This window comes from Streptomyces sp. HUAS 15-9, from assembly GCF_025642155.1.
In the GTDB taxonomy this organism is placed as follows: domain Bacteria; phylum Actinomycetota; class Actinomycetes; order Streptomycetales; family Streptomycetaceae; genus Streptomyces.
Window position 1 is genome coordinate 3,411,114 of the sequence record NZ_CP106798.1, and the last position, 20,541, is coordinate 3,431,654.

A 20,541-nucleotide genomic window follows, 5' to 3' on the forward strand; every position below is an offset into this window, starting at 1 on the left:
CTAGCGCAACGCTTCGGCAACCTCCCGGGCCGCGTCCATGACCCGCGGTCCGACCCGCTCGGGCACGGAGTCCGCCAGCATCACGACGCCGACGCTGCCCTCCACGCCCGTGACGCCGAGCAGGGGCGCCGCCGCCCCGCTGGCACCCGCCTCCAGCTCACCGTGCGTCAGGGTGTAGCCGGGCTCCGTCAGCGGCGACTGCCGTGCCGAGAGGATCGCCCGGCCCGCGGCTCCCCGGTCCAGCGGATGCCTGAAGCCCGCCCGGTAGGCGACGTGATAGTCCGTCCACGACGGCTCGACCACCGCGACGGCCAGTGCCTCCGTGCCGTCGACGAGCGTGAGATGGGCCGTCGCGCCGATGTCCTCGGCCAGCGCCCGCAGCGCGGGCAGTGCCGCCTCGCGCACCAGCGGATGCACCTGCCGGCCCAGGCGCAGCACTCCCAGCCCGACCCGGGCTCGGCCGCCCAGATCACGCCGTACCAGCGCATGCTGTTCGAGCGTGGCCAGCAACCGGTACACGACGGTCCGGTTCACGCCCAGTTTGTTGGATAGCTCGGTGACGGTCAGCCCATGGTCCGTGTCGGCCAGCAGCTTGAGGACGCGCAGTCCCCGGTCGAGCGTCTGAGAGGTCTCCGCGGTCACGACGCCCACTCCTTCAATGGTGAGGTCGGCAACCCCTTCACGGCGGATGCGTCGCAGAGTCCCGTCGGCGACGCGCTTTCAGAGGCCGCCGATCGGCATGGCGGCCCGGAGGCTCCGGGCCAAGTCGCTTCACGGCTGCGCTCCGCGGCGGCGCTGCCACGGGGCGTGTGCGTAGCGGGACATTAGCGAAGCCGGTTCGCTGAGCGGAAGCCTCCGTCCAGAATCCGGGCAAGACCAGATCCGGCCTGCCTACATTCGTCCGGATACGCACACGGCTCCACGCGGCAGGGGTTCGGGGCGAAGCCCCGTGACGATCACCTCTTGACCCACCGAGACGGGCGGGTGGGTGGGTGGGTGGGAAAAATCGCTGAACCCAGCGGAGCGTCACCGCATGCGGGTGGCCCACTCCTGCACCTTGGCGATGCGCTGCCTCAGCTGCCCGGCCGTCGCCTCGGCGCTCGGCGGCCCCCCGCACACCCGCCGCAGCTCGGTGTGGATCACCCCGTGCGGCTTGCCGCTCTGGTGGACGTAGGCGCTCACCATCGTGTTGAGCTGCTTGCGCAGCTCCATCATCTCCTTGTGGCTGACCACCGGACGGCGCTCGGCGGGCAGTTCGAGCAGGTCGGCGTCGGAGTCGGGCTTCTTGCGGCTGTGAGCGATCTGCCGGGCCTGCCGCTTCTGGAGCAGCAGCTGCACCTGGTCGGGTTCGAGGAGCCCCGGGATGCCGAGATAGTCCTGCTCCTCCTCGCTCCCCGGGTGAGCCTGCATACCGAACTCGGCGCCGTCGTAGAGCACCCGGTCGAAGACGGCATCGGATTCGAGGGCCTCGAAGGGGAGCATGTCCGGCTCGCCCGTGTCCTCGTCCTGCTCCTTGTTCGCCTCCTCCATCTCCTTCTCGGACTCGGCGTACGGGTCCTCCTCGCCCTCCTTCTTCGGCTTGTCGAGGGCGTGGTCCCGCTCCACCTCCATCTCGTTGGCGAAGGTGAGCAGGTCGGGGATGGTCGGCAGGAAGACGGAGGCGGTCTCGCCGCGCCGCCGGGACCGTACGAAACGGCCGACGGCCTGCGCGAAGAACAGCGGTGTGGAGATGGTGGTGGCGTAGACCCCGACGGCGAGCCGGGGCACGTCGACGCCCTCGGACACCATGCGGACGGCGACCATCCAGCGGTCGTCGCTCTGGCTGAACTCGTCGATCCTCTTCGAGGCGCCGGTGTCGTCGGAGAGGACGAGCGTGGCCTTCGTGCCCGTGATCTCGCGGATGAGCTTGGCGTAGGCGCGGGCCGAGTCCTGGTCGGAGGCGATGACGAGGGCGCCCGCGTCCGGGATGCCCTTTCTGACCTCGGTCAGCCGCTGGTCGGCGGCGCGCAGCACGCTGGGCATCCACTCGCCGCGCGGGTCGAGGGCGGTGCGCCAGGCCTGGCTGACGGCGTCCTTGGTCATGGGCTCGCCGAGCCGGGCGGCGATCTCGTCACCGGCCTTGGTCCGCCAGCGCATGTTGCCGCTGTAGGAGAGGAAGATCACCGGCCGGACGACGTGGTCGGCGAGCGCGTTGCCGTACCCGTAGGTGTAGTCGGCGGCGGACCGCCGGATCCCGTCGTTCCCTTCCTCGTACGTCACGAAGGGGATGGGGTTGGTGTCGGACCGGAACGGCGTACCGGTGAGCGCGAGCCGTCGCGTGGCCGGCTCGAAGGCCTCCAGACAGGCCTCGCCCCAGGACTTGGAGTCACCGGCGTGGTGGATCTCGTCGAGGATCACCAGGGTCTTGCGCTGCTCGACGCGGTTGCGGTGCAGCATCGGGCGCACGCCGACACCGGCGTAGGTGACCGCGACCCCGTCGTAGTCCTTGCCGAGCGGTCCGGCGCTGTACTCGGGGTCGAGCTTGATACCGATCCGCGCGGCCGCCTCCGCCCACTGCTTCTTCAGGTGCTCGGTCGGCGCGACCACGGTCACCTGCTGCACGACGTGGTGATGCAGCAGCCAGGAGGCGAGGGTGAGGGCGAAGGTCGTCTTGCCCGCGCCCGGGGTCGCGACCGCGAGGAAGTCACGCGGCTGCTCCTGGACGTACTTCTCCATCGCCCCTTGCTGCCAGGCACGCAGCTTGCTGGCGGTGCCCCAGGGAGCCCGGCCCGGGAAGGCCGGGGAGAGGTGGTGGGAGTGGGAAGCGGTGGTGGTAGTCACGGTCTCCGTGAGGGGGTTGGACGGCTCGGCTACGTATGACAACCGGGCCACCCTACCGGCGCCCCGGCGGTGTCAACGCCCGGACGAGGCCTGGTCCCCCGTGGGTGGGATCCACATCACAGGGCACGCAACCGCCGCGCGATCACGACGACATCGCTCTCCACACCGGAGGCCACGTCGATGACCAGTTCGTACGCCGAGTCCTGGTCCACGCCGTCGAGATCGACCCCGTTGACGGCGAGGAAGGTGGCCGCGGCCAGCCAGGCGGTGCGCTTGTTGCCGTCGACGAGGGGGTGATTGGCGGCGATGGCGTGGAGCAGCGCGGCGGCCTGTTCGTACCGGTCCCGGTAGGCCGCCGTACCGAACATCCGGGCACGGGGCCGGTGTACGGCCGAGGCGAGCAGCCCCGGCTCCCGGGCCTCGGGCGCCCGTCCCCCGAAGGCGACCTCGGCGAGGGCGGTGACCTCGGCGACGGTGAGGTGGCGGGTCATTCGCCGAGCCTCCTCAACAGGTCGGCGTGCGCCCCGGCCAGCCGCTCGGCGACGGCACGCACGGCGAGTTCCTCATGGTGGAGATGGCTGCGTACGGCGTCCAGGGCGACGTCCTCCGGCGCACGCCCCTGGGCGTCCGCGAGGTCGTCGAGAGCCTGCCGGGTGGCGGGGTCGAGGGGGAGGGTCAGCTCGGGCTGGTGCATGCGGGGAGGGTAGGCGGGGCGGGCGGGGCCGGGCGATCGGTTTACGGCTGATGCCAGGTCGCTCGCCGCGTACGGCTACCGGCCCCTCACGGCGTACGACTACGGGGCGCCCGCCGCGAACCGCTCACTCACCGCTCCCGCAGCCGTGTGGTCACCCACGCCCCGATCAGGGCCACCCCGGCCATGGGCAGGAACACGGCGGCGAAGGCGGCCGGATGCGACCCGGAGGCGTCGCCCGCCGCCGTGGCCGTGGCGTGTGCCGCGCTGCCGCCGCTACGGGGCGCCCGCCGCGAACCGCTCACTCACCGCTCCCGCAGCCGTGTGGTCACCCACGCCCCGATCAGGGCCACCCCGGCCATGGGCAGGAACACGGCGGCGAAGGCGGCCGGATGCGACCCGGAGGCGTCGCCCGCCGCCGTGGCCGTGGCGTGTGCCGCGCTGCCGCCGCCCAGGGTCGCGAAGGCCGCACCGGCCACCGCGAGGAGGACGACATTGGAGAGGGCGTCGGAGATCTGCAGGGCGGCGGAGTTGGCGCCGGCCTCCTCCGGGGCGGAGAGGTGCAGCAGGAGCACACCGGCGGAGGCGATCACCAGCCCCATGCCGAAGCAGCCGAAGGCCCAGGCGACGGCGAGGAGCCACACGGGCACCGAGTGGATCAGCACACTCGGCGCCGTGGCGATCGCGGCCGCGACCAGCACCATCCCCACGGTCATCAGCCGCTCCCGGTACGGCTCCACCCGCGGCCGCGACTGCACCCACGACCCGAGCGCCCAGGTCACCCCGCCCGCCGCGAGTGAGAACCCGGCCAGCGTCGGCGACAGCCCCCGCTGGGTCACCAGCATCAGCGGCACGAACGACTCCGCGGCGATGAAGGACCCCGCGGCCACCCCGCGCAACAGCACGACGGACGGCAGCCCGCGCGCGGCCCGGTAGGTACCGCGCGGCAGGAGCCCGAGCACCGCCGGCACGAGGAGGGCGGCGCCCGCGAGTCCGGGGAGCACGGAGACCCACCGCAGATCCTGCGCGGCGTACTGGAGCAGCCCGGCGCCGAGCGAGATCCCGAGGGCGAGCCGGATGCGCCGCCGGTCGAGGGAGAGACCAGCGGCTCCCGCCTCGACGGGCCCTCCGGCCCGCTGCCGTATCTGCGGCGTGGCGAGCGCCAGCGGGAACACGACGAGCACCGGTATCCCGATGAACACCCACCGCCAGCCGAGGTGCTCGGTCACGGCCCCGGCCGCGAGCGGCCCGACGATGGACGGCACGACCCACCCGGCGGCAAAGGCCGCCAGGATCGCGGGGCGCAGCCGCTCCGGATAGGCCCGCCCCACGACGACGTACAGCGCGACGATCACCAGCCCGCCGCCCAGCCCCTGCACGGCGCGCCCCAGGATGAACAGCCACATGGCACCGGCGGTACCGGCCACGACCAGCCCGGCGGCGAAGGCCGCGATGCCCGTGGTCAGCGGCCCCAGCGGGCCCCGCCGGTCCGACCACTGCCCCGCCAGCACCATCCCGAACAGGCTGGTGGTGAAGTACCCGGAGAAGGCGAAGGCGTACAGCGCCAGCCCGTCCAGCTCCCGCGCGGCGACCGGCATCGCCGTCCCCACGGCGGTCGCCTCGAAGGCGATCAGCAGGACGACGGACACGATCCCGATACTGAGCGCACGGTGCGACCGCCCCAGCACACTCTCGTGGGCTCTGTCGGCGGGTTCCTCGGCGACTTCGGCGTCGCGCGGCTCAAGGGCGGTCATGGTCGCCAGGGTAAGCCGCACAGCCCCGCTTTGCCCCTGTCGCAAGCCGCCCCCGACCTCGGACCTTGGTCCTAGACCCCCCGTTCATGAACGGCGTATGGCAGTCGCATTGCACCCCCGGCCCTTCCCTTGAGCCGCCCGCCACCCCCGTCCTACGTTCATTCCACGCACACGGCCGTGTGCCCGAGTGGTTCAGGGACTCGCCTGCACCGCATCGATCAGCGGGCTCCGCCCGCGGGGAGTTACGCGGGTTCGATTCCCGCCACGGCCTCTGAATCGGGTGTCATGAGTCGCGTCCAGAGCCAGGGCGCCAGTTGTGCCGCGCCGAATGCCGTTTCCGCTGCGAAGAAGATCCACAGCAGGTCGGCGGCACCGTGGGTCGCCGCGTAGGCCTGCCACAGGGCGAACAGGGTGCGGGCCAGGCCGTCCAGGAGGCCGTGCAGTGGGAGGGGGCTGGTGATCCGCAGGAGGGCCCAGACGACCACGACCGAGCCCAGCAGGTTGGCGTACAGGGTCTGCATCGGGTCGAGGGCGGGCAGGGTGCCCAGGCCCGTGGCCTCGCCCAGCGAGGACAGCGCGTGGTGCAGCAGGGCGTAGGTCCACGGTGTCGCGAACCCCGCCGTGATGACGAGGTCGTACCAGGCGCTCGCGCGTACGAGACGCAGATAGGCGGGGTGGAACGGGGAGAGGAGTTGGTGTCGGTTCACGACGTCCGACGCTAAACAATGGAGTACTGTCCAAGGTCAAGCCCAGCAAGCCGGAACAGGCCCATCCAGCCTGCCCAGTCCAGGATCCGGGGGAGGGTCGTGCGTATCGGGGAACTGGCCGCGCAGGCCGGTATGACCAGGGACACCATTCGCTTCTACGAGAAGATCGGCCTTGTCGAGGGTCGGCGGCTGGCCAACGGCTATCGCGACTTCCCGCCGGAGACGGTGCCCTGGCTGCACTACGTCCGTACCGCCCAGACCCTCGGCTTCTCCCTGGCCGAGATCGCCCGGCACGGCGAGGAGTTGCGGGACGCCCCGGACTCCGCCGAAGCGCTGTCGGCGCTGTTGGAGGAGAAGATCCGGGTCATCGACGCACGGATGGCCGAACTCGCCGCTCTGCGAGTCGAGTTGGGCACACGTGTCGGTACCGGCTGCCCTCTGCGGGCAGACGGCGGTCAGAGGACGCCGCCTGCCTCGTCCTGGAACAGTTCCGTCCAGTAGTGCCAGTCGGCGTCGGTCGTCGTGCCCGTCGGGTCGACCGCCGACAGCACCTGGATCATCGTCGCGGCGAGCTGGTCGTACGCATCGGTGGTCAGTTCGCCGCCCAGGTCCACGTCGATCGCCCGCTCGCGGTGCAGCAGCCAGAGGGTGAAGGCGAGGGTGGAGACGTCCGTGTTGAGGGGGTAGAGGGTCGCCTCGGGTTCGCTGAAGTTCAGGACCGCGCCCGTCGTGCCGTCCACCACCAGGCTGTTGTCCTCGACGAGGTAGCCGAGGCGTATCAAGTGGTCGGAGTGGGCGGGGAGTTCGTCGAGCGGGTACTCGCCGGCCCGCTCGTCCGTGTAGTACTCGGTCAGCGTCGGCAGCGGTACGTCCGTGTCGAGGTGGAAGAGGACCGCGGCCTCGGGCAGGCCCGTCTCGCGCAGGAAGCGGCGGGTCGGCTCGTGGGTGAGCGTGGCGGGGAAGTCGACCTCCTCGAAGCGGGCCACCCGGCCGTGGCCGAACTCCTGGTCCAGGAGGCGCGCGGGGACGTCCAGGGTGAGGCCGGAGTCCCTGCCGGGGCCCGCCGCGAGCGACAGCGGGCGGATCAGCGCGGCCGCCTTCCAGTACGGCGGGACGTCGCCGTCGGTGTCCTCCTCGAAGAGGGCGAGGAGTCGGCGGGACGCCTCGGTCGCCGTCTCGGTGCCGTAGTGGTCCGCGAAGGAGGCGAAACGGCCGCGCAGACCGGCCAGTTCCTCGGTGACCGCGGCGAACCGCAGCAGCGTCGCCAGGGAGGGCGCGAACGGGCGGCTGTCCGACGGGTCGACGAGGTACGCGGTGGTGATCTCGCCGGTGCCGCCGTCGAGCAGGATCGACTCCGTCTCCATGCCCGCCGGGCCGAGCAGTTCCCCTATCACCAGCCGGTCCCGCAGTTCCTCCGCCAGCCGCGCCGGACCGTCCGTGGCGTCGGCGAGCGTGCGCAGGCCGGCCGTGCGCAGCGGCGCGAACGTCAACAGGTCGCCGTCGCACGGCAGTCCGGGGCCGGTCAGCAGGCCGCGCGTCGGGGCGTGCGTGACGTACGGACCGAGTTCGTGCTCGGTCAAGGTGATCGCCGCGACAGCGGCATCGGTCGTGCTCATCGCTCCCCCGCGATTTTGTAGTACAGCGTCGTACGGCGGTGTGTCCGCCCGACAGTCCCCCACTGCCCAGAACACTACGCCGCACCACTGACAACGACCTGCGGACGACGGCCCGCGGACGAAGAACGTCAGGTGAGGTACACGCCGCCCAGCACGACCACCACCGCCGCGATGACGAACAGCAGGATCCAGATCAGCAACTTGCCGACGCTGGGCGGCGGTTCGTAGCGCGGCTCGTTGTGCGACCCGTTCTCGGACTCGCTCACTGGGCCGTCACCACCGCGGCCTGCGGGCGGATCGGGAGGCGGTTCACCGGGCGGCCGGTCGCGGCTCGTACGGCGGAGGCGACCGCCGCCGGTGAGGTCACCACCGGCACCGCGCTGACGGCCTTCGCCCCGAAGGGGGCGACCACGTCCCGCTCCTCGACCAGCCTGACGATCCGGATGTCCGGCACGTCCAGAGCGGTGGGCAGGGCGTATCCGGTGAGGTCGGGATGGCGGATCAGACCGCGCGGGGCGCGCAGGTTCTCGGTGAGGGCGATGCCGATGCCCTGGGTGACGCCCGCCTCGATACGGGCGGAGAGCTGCGCCGGATTGAGGACCCGGCCCACGTCCTGGGCGACGGCCAGTTCCACGACCCGTACCGAGCCGAGTTCGATGTCGACGTCCACCACCGCGCGGATCGCGCAGAAGGCGAGGCCGACGAAGGCGTCGCCCTGGCCCTCGGCGTTCAGCGGCTCGGTGGGGTGCGGGCGGCACTGTGCCGTTGCCCACAGTTCCTTGCCGTCCATCGCCTCGGTGACGGTGGTCGACAGCACACCGTCGTACGACGTGATCTTGCCGTCGGTGATCTGCAGCAGCTCGGTGGACATGCCGAACTTGTGTGCCAGGGGCTGGAGCAGCTGGGTGCGGACCATCTTGGCCGCCCGCTCCACCGCGCCGCCCGAGACCCAGGTGTGCCGGCCTCGGCAACCCGCGCCGGCCGGGGGCTGGTCGGTGTCGACGGGCGCGACGTGCACCTCGTCGATACCCAGGGTCTCCTGGACGATCTGGCGGGCCAGCGTGGTGAAGCCCTGGCCCGTCTCCACCGCCGCGCACAGCACGGTCGCGACGCCGTCGTGGACCTTCACCGTCGCCGTGGAGACCTCGTCGGCGCCCTCCGCGCCGAGCATGTGCACCATGCCCAGGCCGTAGCCGACGCCCCGGCGCACCGCGCCCGGCTCGCCCGCGCCCTCGGGGCCGCCGGGCAGCAGCCACTCGTCCTCGGGGGTGTCCTTGGGCAGCGGCGGGAGCGGGAAGTCCCGTACCGCCTGGAGGAGTTCGGCCACGGGGGCCGGGCAGGTCACCGTCTGGCCGATCGGGAGCACGTCCCCGGTGGCGAGCACGTTGCGCAGGCGCAGCTCCGCCGGGTCCAGGCCGAGCTTCTTGGCGAGCTTGTCCATCTGCGCCTCGTAGGCGGCGCAGACCTGCATGGCGCCCTCGCCGCGTACATGGCCGGAGGGCGGGTTGTTGGTGCGGACCGCCCAGCCCTCGATGAAGGCGTTCGGGACGACGTACGGGCCGCAGGCGAAGGAGACCGCGGCGGCCAGGGCCTCCGACGAGGTGTCCGCGTACGCGCCCGCGTCGAGCAGGATCTGCGCCTCGACCTTGACCAGATTGCCCTCGGCGTCGGCGTGGTGGCGGTAGCGCAGGAGGGTGGGATGCCGGTGGACGTGGCCGAGGAAGGATTCCTCGCGGGTCGCCGTCAGCTTCACCGGGCAGCCGGTCTTCAGCGCCAGCAGGCCGAGCGGGAGCTGGAAGCCCTGGTCCTCGCGGTCGGCGGTGGCGCCGGGGACGCCGGTGACGACGATCTTCACCTGGTCGGGGGTCAGCCCGTAGACCGCGGCGGCGGTGTTGCGGTCGGTGTGCGGGTCGGTGGAGGCCATGTAGAGCTCGACGCCGCCGTCCGGGCGGGGCACGGCGAGGCCGGCCTCGGCGCCGATGGGGGCGGGGTCCTGGCGGCCGATGCGGTACAGGCCCTCGACGACGATCTCGGCGGCCGCGTCCGGGTCGCCGTGGCGCAGCGGGATGTGCCGGATCAGATTGCCGTCGGGGTGCAGCGGCTCGGCCTCGAACGCCTGCTCCGGGTCGGTCACCGGATCGAGTACTTCGTACTCGACGATGACGGCCGCCGCGGCCATCCGCGCGGTGTCTGGGTGGTCGGCGGCGACGGCCGCGATGGGCTCGCCGTGGTGGCGTACGACCTCGGAGGCGAACACCGGGCGGTCGGGCGTGCCCCGGCCGTACCGGGGGGTGCCGGGCACGTCCTCGTGGGTGACGACGGCCCGTACGCCGGGCATCTCGCGCGCGTGGGTGGTGTCGATGGACAGGATGCGCGCGTGCGGGTGCGGGGAGCGCAGCACGGCCGCCCACAGCAGGCCCTCGGCCCACAGGTCGGCCGCGTACGGGAAGGTGCCCTCGGTCTTGGCGCGGGCGTCGGCCGGGAGCAGGGAGGAACCGAGGCCGTGCGGCAACGGCTCGGGGGCGGGGGCGGCCTCCGCGGCGCCGGCCGCGGTGGCGGCTTCGTTGCTCACGCCTGGCCTCCGTCCTGTCCGTAGGACTGGTCCTGCCCACCGTAGGACTGGTCCTGCCCACCGTAGGACTGGTCCTGCCCACCGTAGGACTGGTCCTGCCCACCGTAGGACTGGTCCTGCCCACCGTAGGACTGGTCCTGCCCACCGTAGGACTGGTCCTGTCCGCCGAAGGACTGGTCCTGTCCGCCGAAGGACTGGTCCTGTCCATAGGACTGGCCCTGTCCGTAGGACTGGTCGTGCGGGACCGGCGGTCCGGACGCCTCGAACGCCGACGGGTTGACGCCGCCGGCACCCGGGCCCGCCTGGTGCGGAATACGTGCCTCGCCCGCGTCCGTCTCGGCGTCCGCCGCGGCGTGCGCCTCGCGTTCGGCGACGACGTCCTGGACGGCGTCCAGGACGCCCCGGTAGCCGGAGCAGCGGCACAGGTTGCCGCACAGCGCCTGGCGCGCCTCCAGGTCGGTCGGGGCCGGGTTGCCCTCGAGGAGGTCGTGCACGGTCATGGCCATGCCGGGCGCGCAGAAACCGCACTGCACCGCACCGCACTTGGCGAGCGCCCGCTGGACGTCGGAGGGCTGCCCGTCGACGGCGAGCCCCTCGACCGTGCGGACCTCGCTGCCGGCCGCGGTGACCGCGGGCACCAGGCAGGAGGCGACGAGCCTGCCGTCCACCTGGACGTTGCACGCCCCGCACTCGCCCTGCGAGCAGCCGTCCTTGGCGCCCGCGAGCCCGAGCCGCTCCCGCAGGACGTACAGCAGGGACTCGCCGATCCAGGCGTCGGTGACCGGGCGGTCGACGCCGTTGACACGCAGGACGAAGGAGGCGAGGGGGTGGTCGTCGTGTGCGGGCGCCCGGTCCCGCGCGGCCGCGTCGTCGTCGCCCGTGGCGGCCGTTTCCCGGGCCTCCGGGGCGGGTTCGGCATCGGCGGTGGCGGCGTCCCCCGCGGGGCTGCCGGTGGCCCCTTCAGGGGCCTCCTCGACCCCGTGGGCGTCCTCGGCCCCGATCCCCGCGGCCGGTTCGGCGTCCTCGGCCGGCTCCGACGTCCCGTCGGCCTCGTGCGCGGCGTACGCGGGCGCGGTCCGGGACGCGTGGTCGGCGTCGGGCTCCTCGCCGGGTGCCGCCGGGCCGTCGGCGTCGTGCACGGCCCGGGTTGCGGTGCTTCCGGTGTCGTGGTCGGCCGGCGGCTCGGGGTGTCCGACGCGGGGTGCGCGGTCCGGGTGGTCCACGACGGCCTGTCCGGTGCCCGCCCGGGTCTCACCCGCCCGCGGATCCGCCGTCTGCTGGCCCCAGGGCTGCCCGGCGCCCTCCGTCGCCCAGGGCGCGGGCGCGCCGCCGGGGAGGGTGGCCGGCGGGGTGCCGCCCCACTGTTCGACCAAGGACGATGTGGTGAACTCGCCCGATTCGTCCGGAAGATCACCACCGGCGACGGGGATGGACCACTGGCCGGTCACGTCGTGACCGGAACCGGGACCGGGCGCAGTAGCCGCGGCGGGATCATCGAAGGTCCACTGCTGCGTGGACATGGGGTTGTACGCGAACCGGTCGTCCGCGCCCGCCTCCTGGGGCACGGCGTTCGGGTCGGGCCACTGCGCGCCGTCGGCCGGCATGGCCCAGGTGCCCGTCGCCCCCGGGTCGGTCACGGCGTCCGGGCCGGGGGCCACCGCTATCTGCGGCGGTACGTAGCCGTGGCCGGGCGCGGCGAGCGGAGTGTCGCCGGCCAGGAGGGCGTCGATGCCCCCTTCGGGGAGTTTCACGAAGGCGGTCGCGCCGTCGTCGTAGTCGCCCTGGGGCAGCGGGTCCCAGCGGCTACGGCCCCGGGACGCGCCCTCTCCGTGCTGGTCGTCGGTCACGACAGCGCCCTCCCCAGTGCTCGTCGGGCCAGCGCGGCGACGGTGCGCCGCAGGTGCAGTACGGCGGGCGGAAGCGGTGGTACGGAGCCGTCCTCCTCCGGGGCCGGGTCGGGGATGCAGGCCGCGGCGACGTACTCCCCGAAGGCGTTCAGCGCGTCGGGGACGATCGCGCGGTCGCTGTCCCAGTCGATGAGCCGGGAGACCCACTGCTCGGCGTCCAGAGGCCTGAGCGGCATCGGCGCTATGGCCCCGACGGCGCATCGCACCCCGCGCCGGGCGGGGTCGAGGACCAGGGCGACGGAGGCCGTCGCACGGCCCGGTCCGGTCCGTCCGGTCGCCTTCAGGAAGACCTGCGGGGCGTGCAGCAGCGGCACGCGCACGTAGCCGATGAGCTCACCGGCGCGCAGCATCTCCATGCCCGCCAGCAGGTGCGACACCGGGACCTCCCGCCGGGACCCGCCCGGGCCCGCGACGATCAGCGCCGCCTCCAGGGCGGCGAGCACCGGAAGCGCGTCCCCCGTGGGCGCGGCCGAGGCGATGTTGCCGCCCAGGGTGCCCGCGTTGCGGATGTGCGGCGGCCCGCGCGCGCGCGGCGGCGGCGAGCGCGGGAATCAGGGCGGCGAAGTCGGGGCGGCCCATGCGCGCGTGGGTGAGGCCCGCACCGAGCAGCGCGTGGCCGTCCTGGTACTGCCAGCCGCGGATCTCGCTGATCCGACCGAGGCCCACCAGGGCGGCGGGCCTGAGCTGTCCGGAGTTCACGGCGGCCATGAGGTCGGTGCCGCCCGCCACGGGCACGGCCGCGGGCATGGCGGAAAGCGCTGCCACGGCCTCGTCCAGAGTCGTGGGCAGCGTGACGGCCTGCGCCGCCTGCGGTGCGTGCGTGGTCAAACCGGCTGCCCCTTCCCGCTGCCCCCTGGTCCCACCTGTGTGGCCGTACGGTACGTGCACACAGGGCGGACGTGGCAACTCTGGCACATCATCGCAACACTCGAGCGCGGGGGTTCGCTAGGAGCCGTTCGCCCACTTCATCGGGTAGATGGTCCGTTTTCATACCTCATCGCCACTCAGGGCCGATTGACACTCTTCGGTGAAGCTTGAGGCTGTTTTCCATCACTTGTTCGGTGGCGTCCCGTCGACGGGACGGCCGGGCACACCGGGGCGCCGCTGCCAGGGCCGGGGCCCGGCGGGCGGGCGGTAGGCGACACCTAGGGCGTCAAGTCGCCGGTAGTGGGCGGCCATCCGGTGTTCGAAGGCGGCGAAGTCCCGTTCCCCGGGGGCGGGCAGACGGCTCCAGGCCACCTCGGCGAAGGCGGCGAGGCGGGGAAACGTCTGGTAGTCCACGCGTGCGTGGTCCTCCATCACCTCGGTCCACACGTTGGCCTGGGTCCCCAGGATCCGGCCGGCCTCCTGTTTGTCCAGTTCCGGCGGAACCGGCTCGAACCGGTAGACGTCCTCCAGGGTGCGCACGTACCCGATCGGTACCGGCTCGTCCGCGCCCGCCGCCTGACGGTGATCCAGGTAGACCTGCTGCTCGGGGCACATCACGACGTCGTGCCCGGCCCGCGCGGCGGCGACCCCGCCCTCGTAGCCGCGCCAGGACGACACGGCCGCGCCGTCCGGAAGCCCGCCTTCCAGGATCTCGTCCCAGCCGATGAGTCTGCGCCCGCGCGCGGACAGCCACTTGGCGAAGTGGCCGATGAACCAGGACTGCAGTCCGTCCTCGTCGGCAAGACCGAGTTCCTCAATACGGGACTGTGCCGTGGGCGACCGCTTCCACTGGTCCTTGAGGCATTCGTCGCCGCCGATGTGAAAGAACGCCGAGAACTCGGCGGCATCCGCGGGGAAGAGACCGATGAGTTCCTCGAAGACCCCCTCGTAGAAGCGCAGGGTGTTGTCAGTGGGGGCGAGTACGTTCGGAGAGATCCCCCAGTTGTCCCAGACGGAGAGGGCCGTGGTGTCGATGACGTCGGTGTTGCCGAGTTCCGGATACGCGGCGATGGCCGCCTGCGAGTGGCCCGGTACGTCGATTTCGGGGACGACGGTGATATGCCGCTCGGCGGCGTAGGCGACGATCTCCCGGATGTCGTCCTGGGTGTAGTGCCCCCCGTGCGGCTTCTCCTCCCAGAACGGCGAGGCCCTGTGTCCGAATTTGGTACGCGCCCGCCAGGAACCGGTCTCGGTCAGCTTCGGGTACCGCTTGATCTCGACGCGCCAGCCCTGGTCGTCCGTCAGATGGAGGTGGAAGACGTTCAGTTTGTGCGCGGCCATCAGGTCGAGATAGCGCAGGACGCCTTCCTTGGGCATGAAATGCCGGGCGACGTCGAGCATCAGGCCACGCCAGCGGAATCGGGGCGAGTCCTGGACGTGGATCAGCGGCAGCCGCCAGGGACCGGAGATCGGGGCCCGCCGGAATGCGCCGGGACCGAGCAGTTGACGCAGCGTCTGGGCGCCCCAGAAAAGCCCGGCGGGACCACCGCCGACCAGATGCACGCCGGTCGGCATCACGGCGAGCCGGTAGCCCTCGGCGCCGAAGACCTTGGTGACCAGCGGATGGATGTACAGACGGATGACGTCGCGCTCAAGCGACTCTTTCGGCGCGAGCGGCAGACCAGTAGCCGCTCCCAACGTCGCCCGCAGCCAGCGTTCCGTCCGCTCCGTACCCTCCCCGGCCACCAGTCCGGTTTCGGGGCCCAACTCGAACCAATTGGCGCCGTAGACAGTCACATGACCGGGCTCGGGAATCAGATCCACCACGCCAGTAAACACGTCCGGCGCCCTTCACGAACCCCTGCGTGCATCCCGTCCGAGAGCTTCCGTGCGGCGTTCCAGCCGCGCGCCCTCGCTCGGATTCCCCCACGCACAGCATCGGCCGCAGCCCCCGCAGGGGACCGCGGCCACGCTTCGGCGCCGTGGCGCGCTACGGCGCGCCTGTGCGCGCCGGCGGCACCGTCAGCGGCTCCATGCGGCACACCGCGCCGGACCGGGCGGGCACACTTCGTCCGGGCCGGGCCGGCGTGCTACTTGTCGCCGCCCTTGCCTTCGTCGCCGGCGCTGCCCATGGAGTCGTAGATCTCCTTGCACATGGGACATACCGGGTACTTCTTCGGGTCGCGGCCCGGCACCCACACCTTGCCGCACAGCGCCACGACGGGCGTGCCGTCGAGGGCGCTCGCCATGATCTTGTCCTTCTGGACGTAGTGGGCGAAGCGCTCGTGGTCGCCGTCGCCGTGGGACACCTGCGGCGTCGGCTCTACGAGGGTCCCCGTACCAGTCCCGCGCTCGGGCTCGAGAGTGCTCATATCGCCAAGGGTACTGAAGCTCACCCCTATCAGTTGAGCGTAGGGTCGTCCGGATAGGTGGCCACCATCGCGAGCTCATTGCGCTGGCGGCGCAGCACCTCGCGCCAGAGCCTCTCGGGGGAGGGGGACGAGACGTCACCCGGCTCCGATTCCACGACGTACCAGGCACCCTCCACCAGCTCGTCCTCCAGCTGACCGGGGCCCCAGCCGGCGTACCCGGCGAAGATCCGCAGCGACCCGAGAGCCGAGGCGAGCAGCTCCGGCGGGGCCTCCAGGTCCACCAGCCCGATCGCACCGTGCACCCGGCGCCAGCCGAGCGGGGCCCGGTCGCCGGACACGCCGCCGGGGATGACCGCGACGCCGAGCGCGGAGTCCAGCGACACCGGACCGCCCTGGAAGACGACACCGGGCTCACCGGCCAGATCCGCCCAGCCCTCCAGGATGTCGCCCACGTCCACCGGCGTCGGACGGTTGAGGACGACACCGAGGGAGCCCTCCTCGTCGTGGTCGAGAAGGAGCACCACCGCACGGTCGAAGTTCGGGTCCGCCAGGGCGGGCGTGGCCACGAGCAGCCGCCCTGTGAGCGAGGACACCTCGGTCATGCCAGACATGATCCCGCATCTTCCCTTCGTGTGGGGAGCCAATGCGGGTACGGGAGTGAACGCAGCTCAGGGCGCACCGGTGCGCCCCACGCGCACCACCGCGCCGGTGACCCCATGTGCCCGGCAGTGAACGGTTCGTGTTGTGACAGAGCTGTGGCGATGCTGGGTGGTACTTGGGCTTACGGCAGGGGGGCGGTGGGCGATTACCCTGTCTCTCCGGCCCCTGCCCAACTCCACGGAACGCGAGATTCATGACCGTCAACGACGATGTCCTGTTTGTCCACGGCGGAACCCCGCTGGAGGGTGAGATCCGTGTCCGCGGTGCGAAGAACCTCGTGCCGAAGGCGATGGTCGCCGCCCTGCTGGGCAGTGCGCCGAGTCGACTGCGTAATGTACCGGACATCCGTGATGTTCGTGTCGTACGCGGCCTGCTGCAGTTGCACGGGGTGACGGTCCGTCCGGGTGACGAGCCCGGTGAGCTGGTGCTCGATCCGACGCACGTGGAAAGCGCCAACGTCGCTGACATCGATGCCCACGCGGGCTCCTCGCGCATCCCGATCCTGTTCTGCGGTCCGCTGCTGCACCGCCTCGGCCACGCGTTCATCCCGGGCCTCGGCGGCTGCGACATCGGCGGCCGGCCCATCGACTTCCACTTCGACGTGCTGCGGCAGTTCGGCGCGACGATCGAGAAGCGTGCCGACGGCCAGTACCTGGAGGCGCCGACCCGGCTGCGCGGTACGAAGATCCGGCTGCCGTACCCGTCCGTCGGCGCGACCGAGCAGGTGCTGCTGACGGCCGTACTCGCCGAGGGCGTCACGGAGTTGTCCAACGCGGCCGTCGAGCCGGAGATCGAGGACCTGATCTGCGTTCTGCAGAAGATGGGCGCGATCATCGCGATGGACACCGACCGGACGATCCGCATCACCGGTGTGGACAGCCTGGGCGGCTACACCCACCGCGCCCTCGCGGACCGGCTGGAGGCCGCGTCCTGGGCGTCGGCGGCGCTGGCGACCGAGGGCAACATCTACGTCCGCGGCGCGCAGCAGCGCTCGATGATGACGTTCCTGAACACCTACCGGAAGGTGGGCGGTGCCTTCGAGATCGAGGACGAGGGCATCCGCTTCTGGCACCCCGGCGGCCAACTGAAGTCCATCGCGCTGGAGACGGACGTGCACCCGGGCTTCCAGACCGACTGGCAGCAGCCGCTCGTCGTGGCCCTCACGCAGGCTACCGGCCTGTCGATCATCCACGAGACGGTCTACGAGTCCCGGCTGGGCTTCACCTCCGCCCTGAACCAGATGGGCGCCCACATCCAGCTCTACCGCGAGTGCCTGGGCAGCTCCGACTGCCGCTTCGGGCAGCGCAACTTCCTGCACTCCGCGGTCGTGTCGGGCCCCACCAAGCTCCAGGGCGCCGACCTGGTCATCCCGGACCTCCGGGGCGGCTTCTCGTACCTCATCGCCGCGCTGGCGGCCCAGGGCACGTCCCGGGTCCACGGCATCGACCTCATCAACCGCGGCTACGAGAACTTCATGGAGAAGCTCGTGGAACTGGGCGCGAAGGTGGAACTGCCGGGCAAGGCGCTCGGCTAGTTTCCGGTACGACAACTCGGCCGGTTTCCGGTACGACAATGGGGCGGCCCCCGTGGAAAGGGGGCCGCCCCGTTTGTCGTTGTCCGCGCCCGCCACGGACGCGCCCCGCGAGGGGCGCGGGACTGTGTCGATCTGCGGCTCCGCCGCGCGGGCGCGACCAGCCACGACCGACGCGCAACCACCCACCGGCCCCTCAACACCAAGACGATGGGGCGGCCCCTGGCGAAAGGAGCCGCCCCATCGTGATATGTCCGCGCCCGCCGCGGACGCGCCCCGCAAGGGGCACGGGACTGTGTCAATCTGCGGCTCCGCCGCGCAGGCGCAACCGGCCACCACCAGCGCGCAGCCACCCACCGGCCCCTCAACACCAAGACGATGGGGCGGCCCCTGGCGAAAGGAGCCGCCCCATCGTGATATGTCCGCGCCCGCCGCGGACGCGCCCCGCAAGGGGCACGGGACTGTGTCGATCTGCGGCTCCGCCGCGCAGGCGCAACCGGCCACCACCAGCGCGCAGCCACCCACCACACCCTCAGCGCCATGACGATGGGGCGGCCCCTGGCGAAAGGAGCCGCCCCATCGTGATATGTCCGCGCCCGCCGCGGACGCGCCCCGCAAGGGGCACGGGACTGTGTCAATCTGCGGCTCCGCCGCGCAGGCGCAACCGGCCACCACCAGCGCGCAGCCACCCACCACACCCTCAGCGCCATGACGATGGGGCGGCCCCTGGCGAAAGGAGCCGCCCCATCGTGATATGTCCGCGCCCGCCGCGGACGCGCCCCGCAAGGGGCGCGGGGAACTGCGCGACCAGCCACGTGCGGCTCGCAGTTGCCCACCGCGCTCTGAGCGGAGCGGTTACTTACCCTTGGCCGCTTCCTTGAGCTTCGAGCCCGCGGAGACCTTCACGCTGTAGCCGGCCGGGATGTTGATGGGCTCACCGGTCTGCGGGTTGCGCGCGGTGCGAGCGGCACGGTGGGTGCGCTCGAAGGTCAGGAAGCCGGGGATGGTGACCTTCTCGTCGCCCTTGGAGACGACGTCGCCGACGACCTCGGCGAACGCGGCCAGAACGGCGTCGGCGTCCTTGCGGGTCACCTCGGCGCGGTCGGCCAGCGCGGCCACCAGCTCACTGCGGTTCATGTTGTTACTCCCGTGTTCTTCTTGCCGTTGGGGTGTGCCAGGCGGCGGTGCCGCACCCTGGCACAGCGAAGCCGATGCGCTCGCGCCCGTGGACGCATCCTGCCCCTACCTGCGGCGGGAAAGCCAATCCGGCACCCGCAGGAGTCGTGAGAACACCCTAGGGAGTCACACGAAAAGCGCCTGTCGGCCGTCACCCTAGAGGGCGCCCGGCGGTAGGGGGTTCCGCGACGCGCCGCTGTGAGGAGCCGCCGTGGCGATCCTCACAGCACTTGCACACTACGGCACGGTGGGCTGCGCCGCCGCCCCGGCCGCCTTCGCCGCGTCCCGCACCGCACCCGCCACCGCGCCCGCGACCTTGTCGTTGAAGACGCTCGGGATGATGTAGTTCGGGTTCAGCTCGCCCTCGGTCACCACGTCCGCGAGGGCCTTCGCGGCCGCGAGCATCATGCCCGTGTTGACGGTACGGGACTGAGCGTCCAGCAGGCCGCGGAAGACACCCGGGAAGACCAGCACGTTGTTGATCTGGTTAGGAAAGTCGGAGCGGCCGGTGGCCACAACTGCGGCCGTCTGGCGGGCGATTGCCGGGTCGACCTCGGGGTCCGGGTTCGCGAGCGCGAACACGATGGCACCCTCGGCCATGGCGGCCACGTCGTCGCCGTCGAGGACGTTCGGGGCGGAGACGCCGATGAAGACGTCGGCGTCGCGCACGGCCTGCTTCAGCGTGCCGGTCAGGCCCTCGTGGTTGGTGTTGTCGGCGATCCAGCGCAGCGGCGAGTCCGGCGCGGCGTCCACCAGGTCCTCGCGGCCGGCGTGCACGACACCGTGGATGTCGGCGACGACGGCGCTCTTGACGCCCGCCGCGAGCAGCAGCTTGAGGATGGCCGTACCGGCCGCGCCGGCGCCGGACATCACGACGCGGATGTTCTCGATCGCCTTGCCCGTGACGCGAAGTGCGTTCGTCAGGGCGGCCAGGACGACGATCGCCGTGCCGTGCTGGTCGTCGTGGAAGACGGGGATGTCGAGGGCCTCGCGCAGCCGGGCCTCGATCTCGAAGCAGCGCGGCGCGGAGATGTCCTCCAGGTTGATGCCGGCGAAGCCCGGGGCGATCGCCTTGACGATCTCGACGATCGCGTCGGTGTCCTGGGTGTCCAGGCAGATCGGCCAGGCGTCGATGCCGGCGAAGCGCTTGAAGAGGGCCGCCTTGCCCTCCATGACGGGCAGTGCGGCCTTCGGGCCGATGTTGCCGAGGCCCAGCACCGCGGAGCCGTCCGTCACGACCGCAACGGAGTTGCGCTTGATGGTGAGGCGGCGGGCGTCCTCGGGGTTCTCGGCGATCGCCATGCAGACGCGGGCCACACCCGGCGTGTAGATCATGGAGAGGTCGTCACGGTTGCGGATGGGGTGCTTGGACTGCATCTCGATCTTGCCGCCGAGGTGCATCAGGAACGTACGGTCGGAGACCTTGCCGAGCGTGACGCCCTCGATGCCGCGGAGCTCCTCGACGATCTCGTCGGCGTGCGCGGTCGAGGTGGCCGCGATCGTGACGTCGATACGGAGCTTCTCGTGGCCGGACGCGGTGACGTCGAGGCCGGTCACCGAGCCTCCGGAGGACTCCACGGCGTGGGTGAGCTGCGAGACGGCGGTTCCGCTCGCGGGCACCTCCAGCCGGATCGTCATCGAGTAGGAGACGCTGGGCGCCGTTGCCATGGCCGACTTCCTCTTTCACCGTGTCGCGAAGATGTGCCGTCCGATCGTCGCACCTACCGTCGAGTAGGCGTTAGCCGGTCCTGAATTACGAACTTTTTGTTCTCGGGGCACTGCCGGTAATGCGCGGGGCACCACCAAAAAAGGAGACCCACGTCACTGATGACGTGGGTCCCCTCACCGTTCATGACACCGACCCGCCA

At 71.7% G+C, this 20,541-nt stretch carries 18 protein-coding genes, 1 tRNA gene and 1 pseudogene; 3 read left to right on the forward strand and 17 right to left on the reverse strand.

Features of this window, described 5'->3' with window-relative positions; genetic code table 11:
- The 6 genes from N8I87_RS15655 to N8I87_RS15680 all read right to left on the reverse strand — a co-directional run bounded on the left by N8I87_RS15655 (position 1) and on the right by N8I87_RS15680 (position 5,265).
- Positions 1-642: an IclR family transcriptional regulator gene (locus N8I87_RS15655; RefSeq protein ID WP_263209267.1), complete on the reverse strand. Its 642-nt coding sequence runs from the start codon at positions 640-642 to the stop codon at positions 1-3.
- Positions 643-1,026: 384 nt separating this feature from the next.
- The gene (locus N8I87_RS15660; protein WP_263209269.1) at positions 1,027-2,820 is read right to left on the reverse strand and encodes a DEAD/DEAH box helicase; all 1,794 of its coding nucleotides are present in this window, start codon (positions 2,818-2,820) and stop codon (positions 1,027-1,029) included.
- Between the two features lie 116 nt (positions 2,821-2,936).
- Positions 2,937-3,311 (reverse strand): type II toxin-antitoxin system death-on-curing family toxin, encoded by a 375-nt coding sequence (locus N8I87_RS15665; protein ID WP_263209271.1) that lies wholly within the window; start codon positions 3,309-3,311, stop codon positions 2,937-2,939.
- A complete protein-coding gene (locus N8I87_RS15670; RefSeq protein ID WP_263209273.1) occupies positions 3,308-3,514 on the reverse strand; it encodes a hypothetical protein in 207 nt (68 codons plus the stop codon). Before N8I87_RS15670 ends, N8I87_RS15665 begins: the two co-directional genes overlap by 4 nt.
- A 128-nt stretch (positions 3,515-3,642) precedes the next feature.
- Entirely contained in the window at positions 3,643-3,816 is a 174-nt protein-coding gene (locus N8I87_RS15675; RefSeq protein ID WP_263216982.1) for a hypothetical protein, read from the reverse strand.
- Positions 3,817-5,265 carry an MFS transporter gene (locus N8I87_RS15680; protein WP_263209275.1) on the reverse strand — a complete coding sequence of 483 codons (1,449 nt, stop codon included), beginning with the start codon at positions 5,263-5,265 and terminating at the stop codon, positions 3,817-3,819.
- Positions 5,266-5,438: 173 nt separating this feature from the next.
- Here N8I87_RS15680 and N8I87_RS15685 point away from each other — a divergent pair.
- A tRNA-OTHER gene (locus N8I87_RS15685) sits at positions 5,439-5,536 on the forward strand.
- On the opposite strand, the gene N8I87_RS15690 is transcribed toward N8I87_RS15685, so the two are convergent.
- Positions 5,508-5,972 carry a hypothetical protein gene (locus N8I87_RS15690; RefSeq protein ID WP_263209277.1) on the reverse strand — a complete coding sequence of 155 codons (465 nt, stop codon included), beginning with the start codon at positions 5,970-5,972 and terminating at the stop codon, positions 5,508-5,510. The genes N8I87_RS15685 and N8I87_RS15690 overlap by 29 nt on opposite strands.
- Positions 5,973-6,071: 99 nt before the next feature.
- Between N8I87_RS15690 and N8I87_RS15695 the strand changes: the two genes are divergently transcribed.
- Positions 6,072-6,473, forward strand: coding sequence for a MerR family transcriptional regulator (locus tag N8I87_RS15695; protein WP_263209279.1), 402 nt, complete (start codon positions 6,072-6,074; stop codon positions 6,471-6,473).
- On the opposite strand, the gene N8I87_RS15700 is transcribed toward N8I87_RS15695, so the two are convergent.
- The 8 genes and pseudogenes from N8I87_RS15700 to N8I87_RS15735 form a co-directional block, all read right to left on the reverse strand.
- Positions 6,428-7,588, reverse strand: coding sequence for an SUKH-4 family immunity protein (locus N8I87_RS15700; protein WP_263209280.1), 1,161 nt, complete (start codon positions 7,586-7,588; stop codon positions 6,428-6,430). The genes N8I87_RS15695 and N8I87_RS15700 overlap by 46 nt on opposite strands.
- 128 nt (positions 7,589-7,716) lie before the next feature.
- On the reverse strand, positions 7,717-7,854 hold the full coding sequence (locus N8I87_RS15705) for a hypothetical protein (RefSeq protein ID WP_263209282.1): 138 nt from the start codon (positions 7,852-7,854) through the stop codon (positions 7,717-7,719).
- Entirely contained in the window at positions 7,851-10,160 is a 2,310-nt protein-coding gene (locus tag N8I87_RS15710) for a xanthine dehydrogenase family protein molybdopterin-binding subunit (protein ID WP_263209284.1), read from the reverse strand. Before N8I87_RS15710 ends, N8I87_RS15705 begins: the two co-directional genes overlap by 4 nt.
- Positions 10,157-12,007, reverse strand: a complete 1,851-nt coding sequence (locus N8I87_RS15715) for a 2Fe-2S iron-sulfur cluster-binding protein (RefSeq protein ID WP_263209286.1) — start codon at positions 12,005-12,007, stop codon at positions 10,157-10,159. The genes N8I87_RS15710 and N8I87_RS15715 overlap by 4 nt, the downstream gene beginning before the upstream one ends.
- Positions 12,004-12,895 (reverse strand): annotated as a pseudogene (locus tag N8I87_RS15720) (FAD binding domain-containing protein). The gene N8I87_RS15715 and the pseudogene N8I87_RS15720 overlap by 4 nt, the downstream one beginning before the upstream one ends.
- Before the next feature lie 222 nt (positions 12,896-13,117).
- The gene (locus N8I87_RS15725; RefSeq protein WP_411577235.1) at positions 13,118-14,761 is read right to left on the reverse strand and encodes a beta-N-acetylhexosaminidase; all 1,644 of its coding nucleotides are present in this window, start codon (positions 14,759-14,761) and stop codon (positions 13,118-13,120) included.
- Positions 14,762-15,024: 263 nt separating this feature from the next.
- Entirely contained in the window at positions 15,025-15,306 is a 282-nt protein-coding gene (locus N8I87_RS15730; protein ID WP_263209290.1) for a DUF3039 domain-containing protein, read from the reverse strand.
- A gap of 29 nt (positions 15,307-15,335) precedes the next feature.
- Entirely contained in the window at positions 15,336-15,908 is a 573-nt protein-coding gene (locus N8I87_RS15735) for a YqgE/AlgH family protein (RefSeq protein WP_263216488.1), read from the reverse strand.
- A 251-nt stretch (positions 15,909-16,159) separates the two neighbouring features.
- Here N8I87_RS15735 and murA point away from each other — a divergent pair, with 251 nt between their 5' ends.
- A complete protein-coding gene (murA, locus tag N8I87_RS15740; protein WP_263209292.1) occupies positions 16,160-17,500 on the forward strand; it encodes a UDP-N-acetylglucosamine 1-carboxyvinyltransferase in 1,341 nt (446 codons plus the stop codon).
- 852 nt (positions 17,501-18,352) lie between these two features.
- Here the strand turns inward: murA and N8I87_RS15745 are convergent.
- The gene (locus tag N8I87_RS15745; protein WP_263209294.1) at positions 18,353-18,634 is read right to left on the reverse strand and encodes an HU family DNA-binding protein; all 282 of its coding nucleotides are present in this window, start codon (positions 18,632-18,634) and stop codon (positions 18,353-18,355) included.
- 276 nt (positions 18,635-18,910) lie between these two features.
- Positions 18,911-20,341, reverse strand: coding sequence for an NAD-dependent malic enzyme (locus tag N8I87_RS15750; protein WP_263209296.1), 1,431 nt, complete (start codon positions 20,339-20,341; stop codon positions 18,911-18,913).
- Positions 20,342-20,541: the final 200 nt, after the last annotated feature.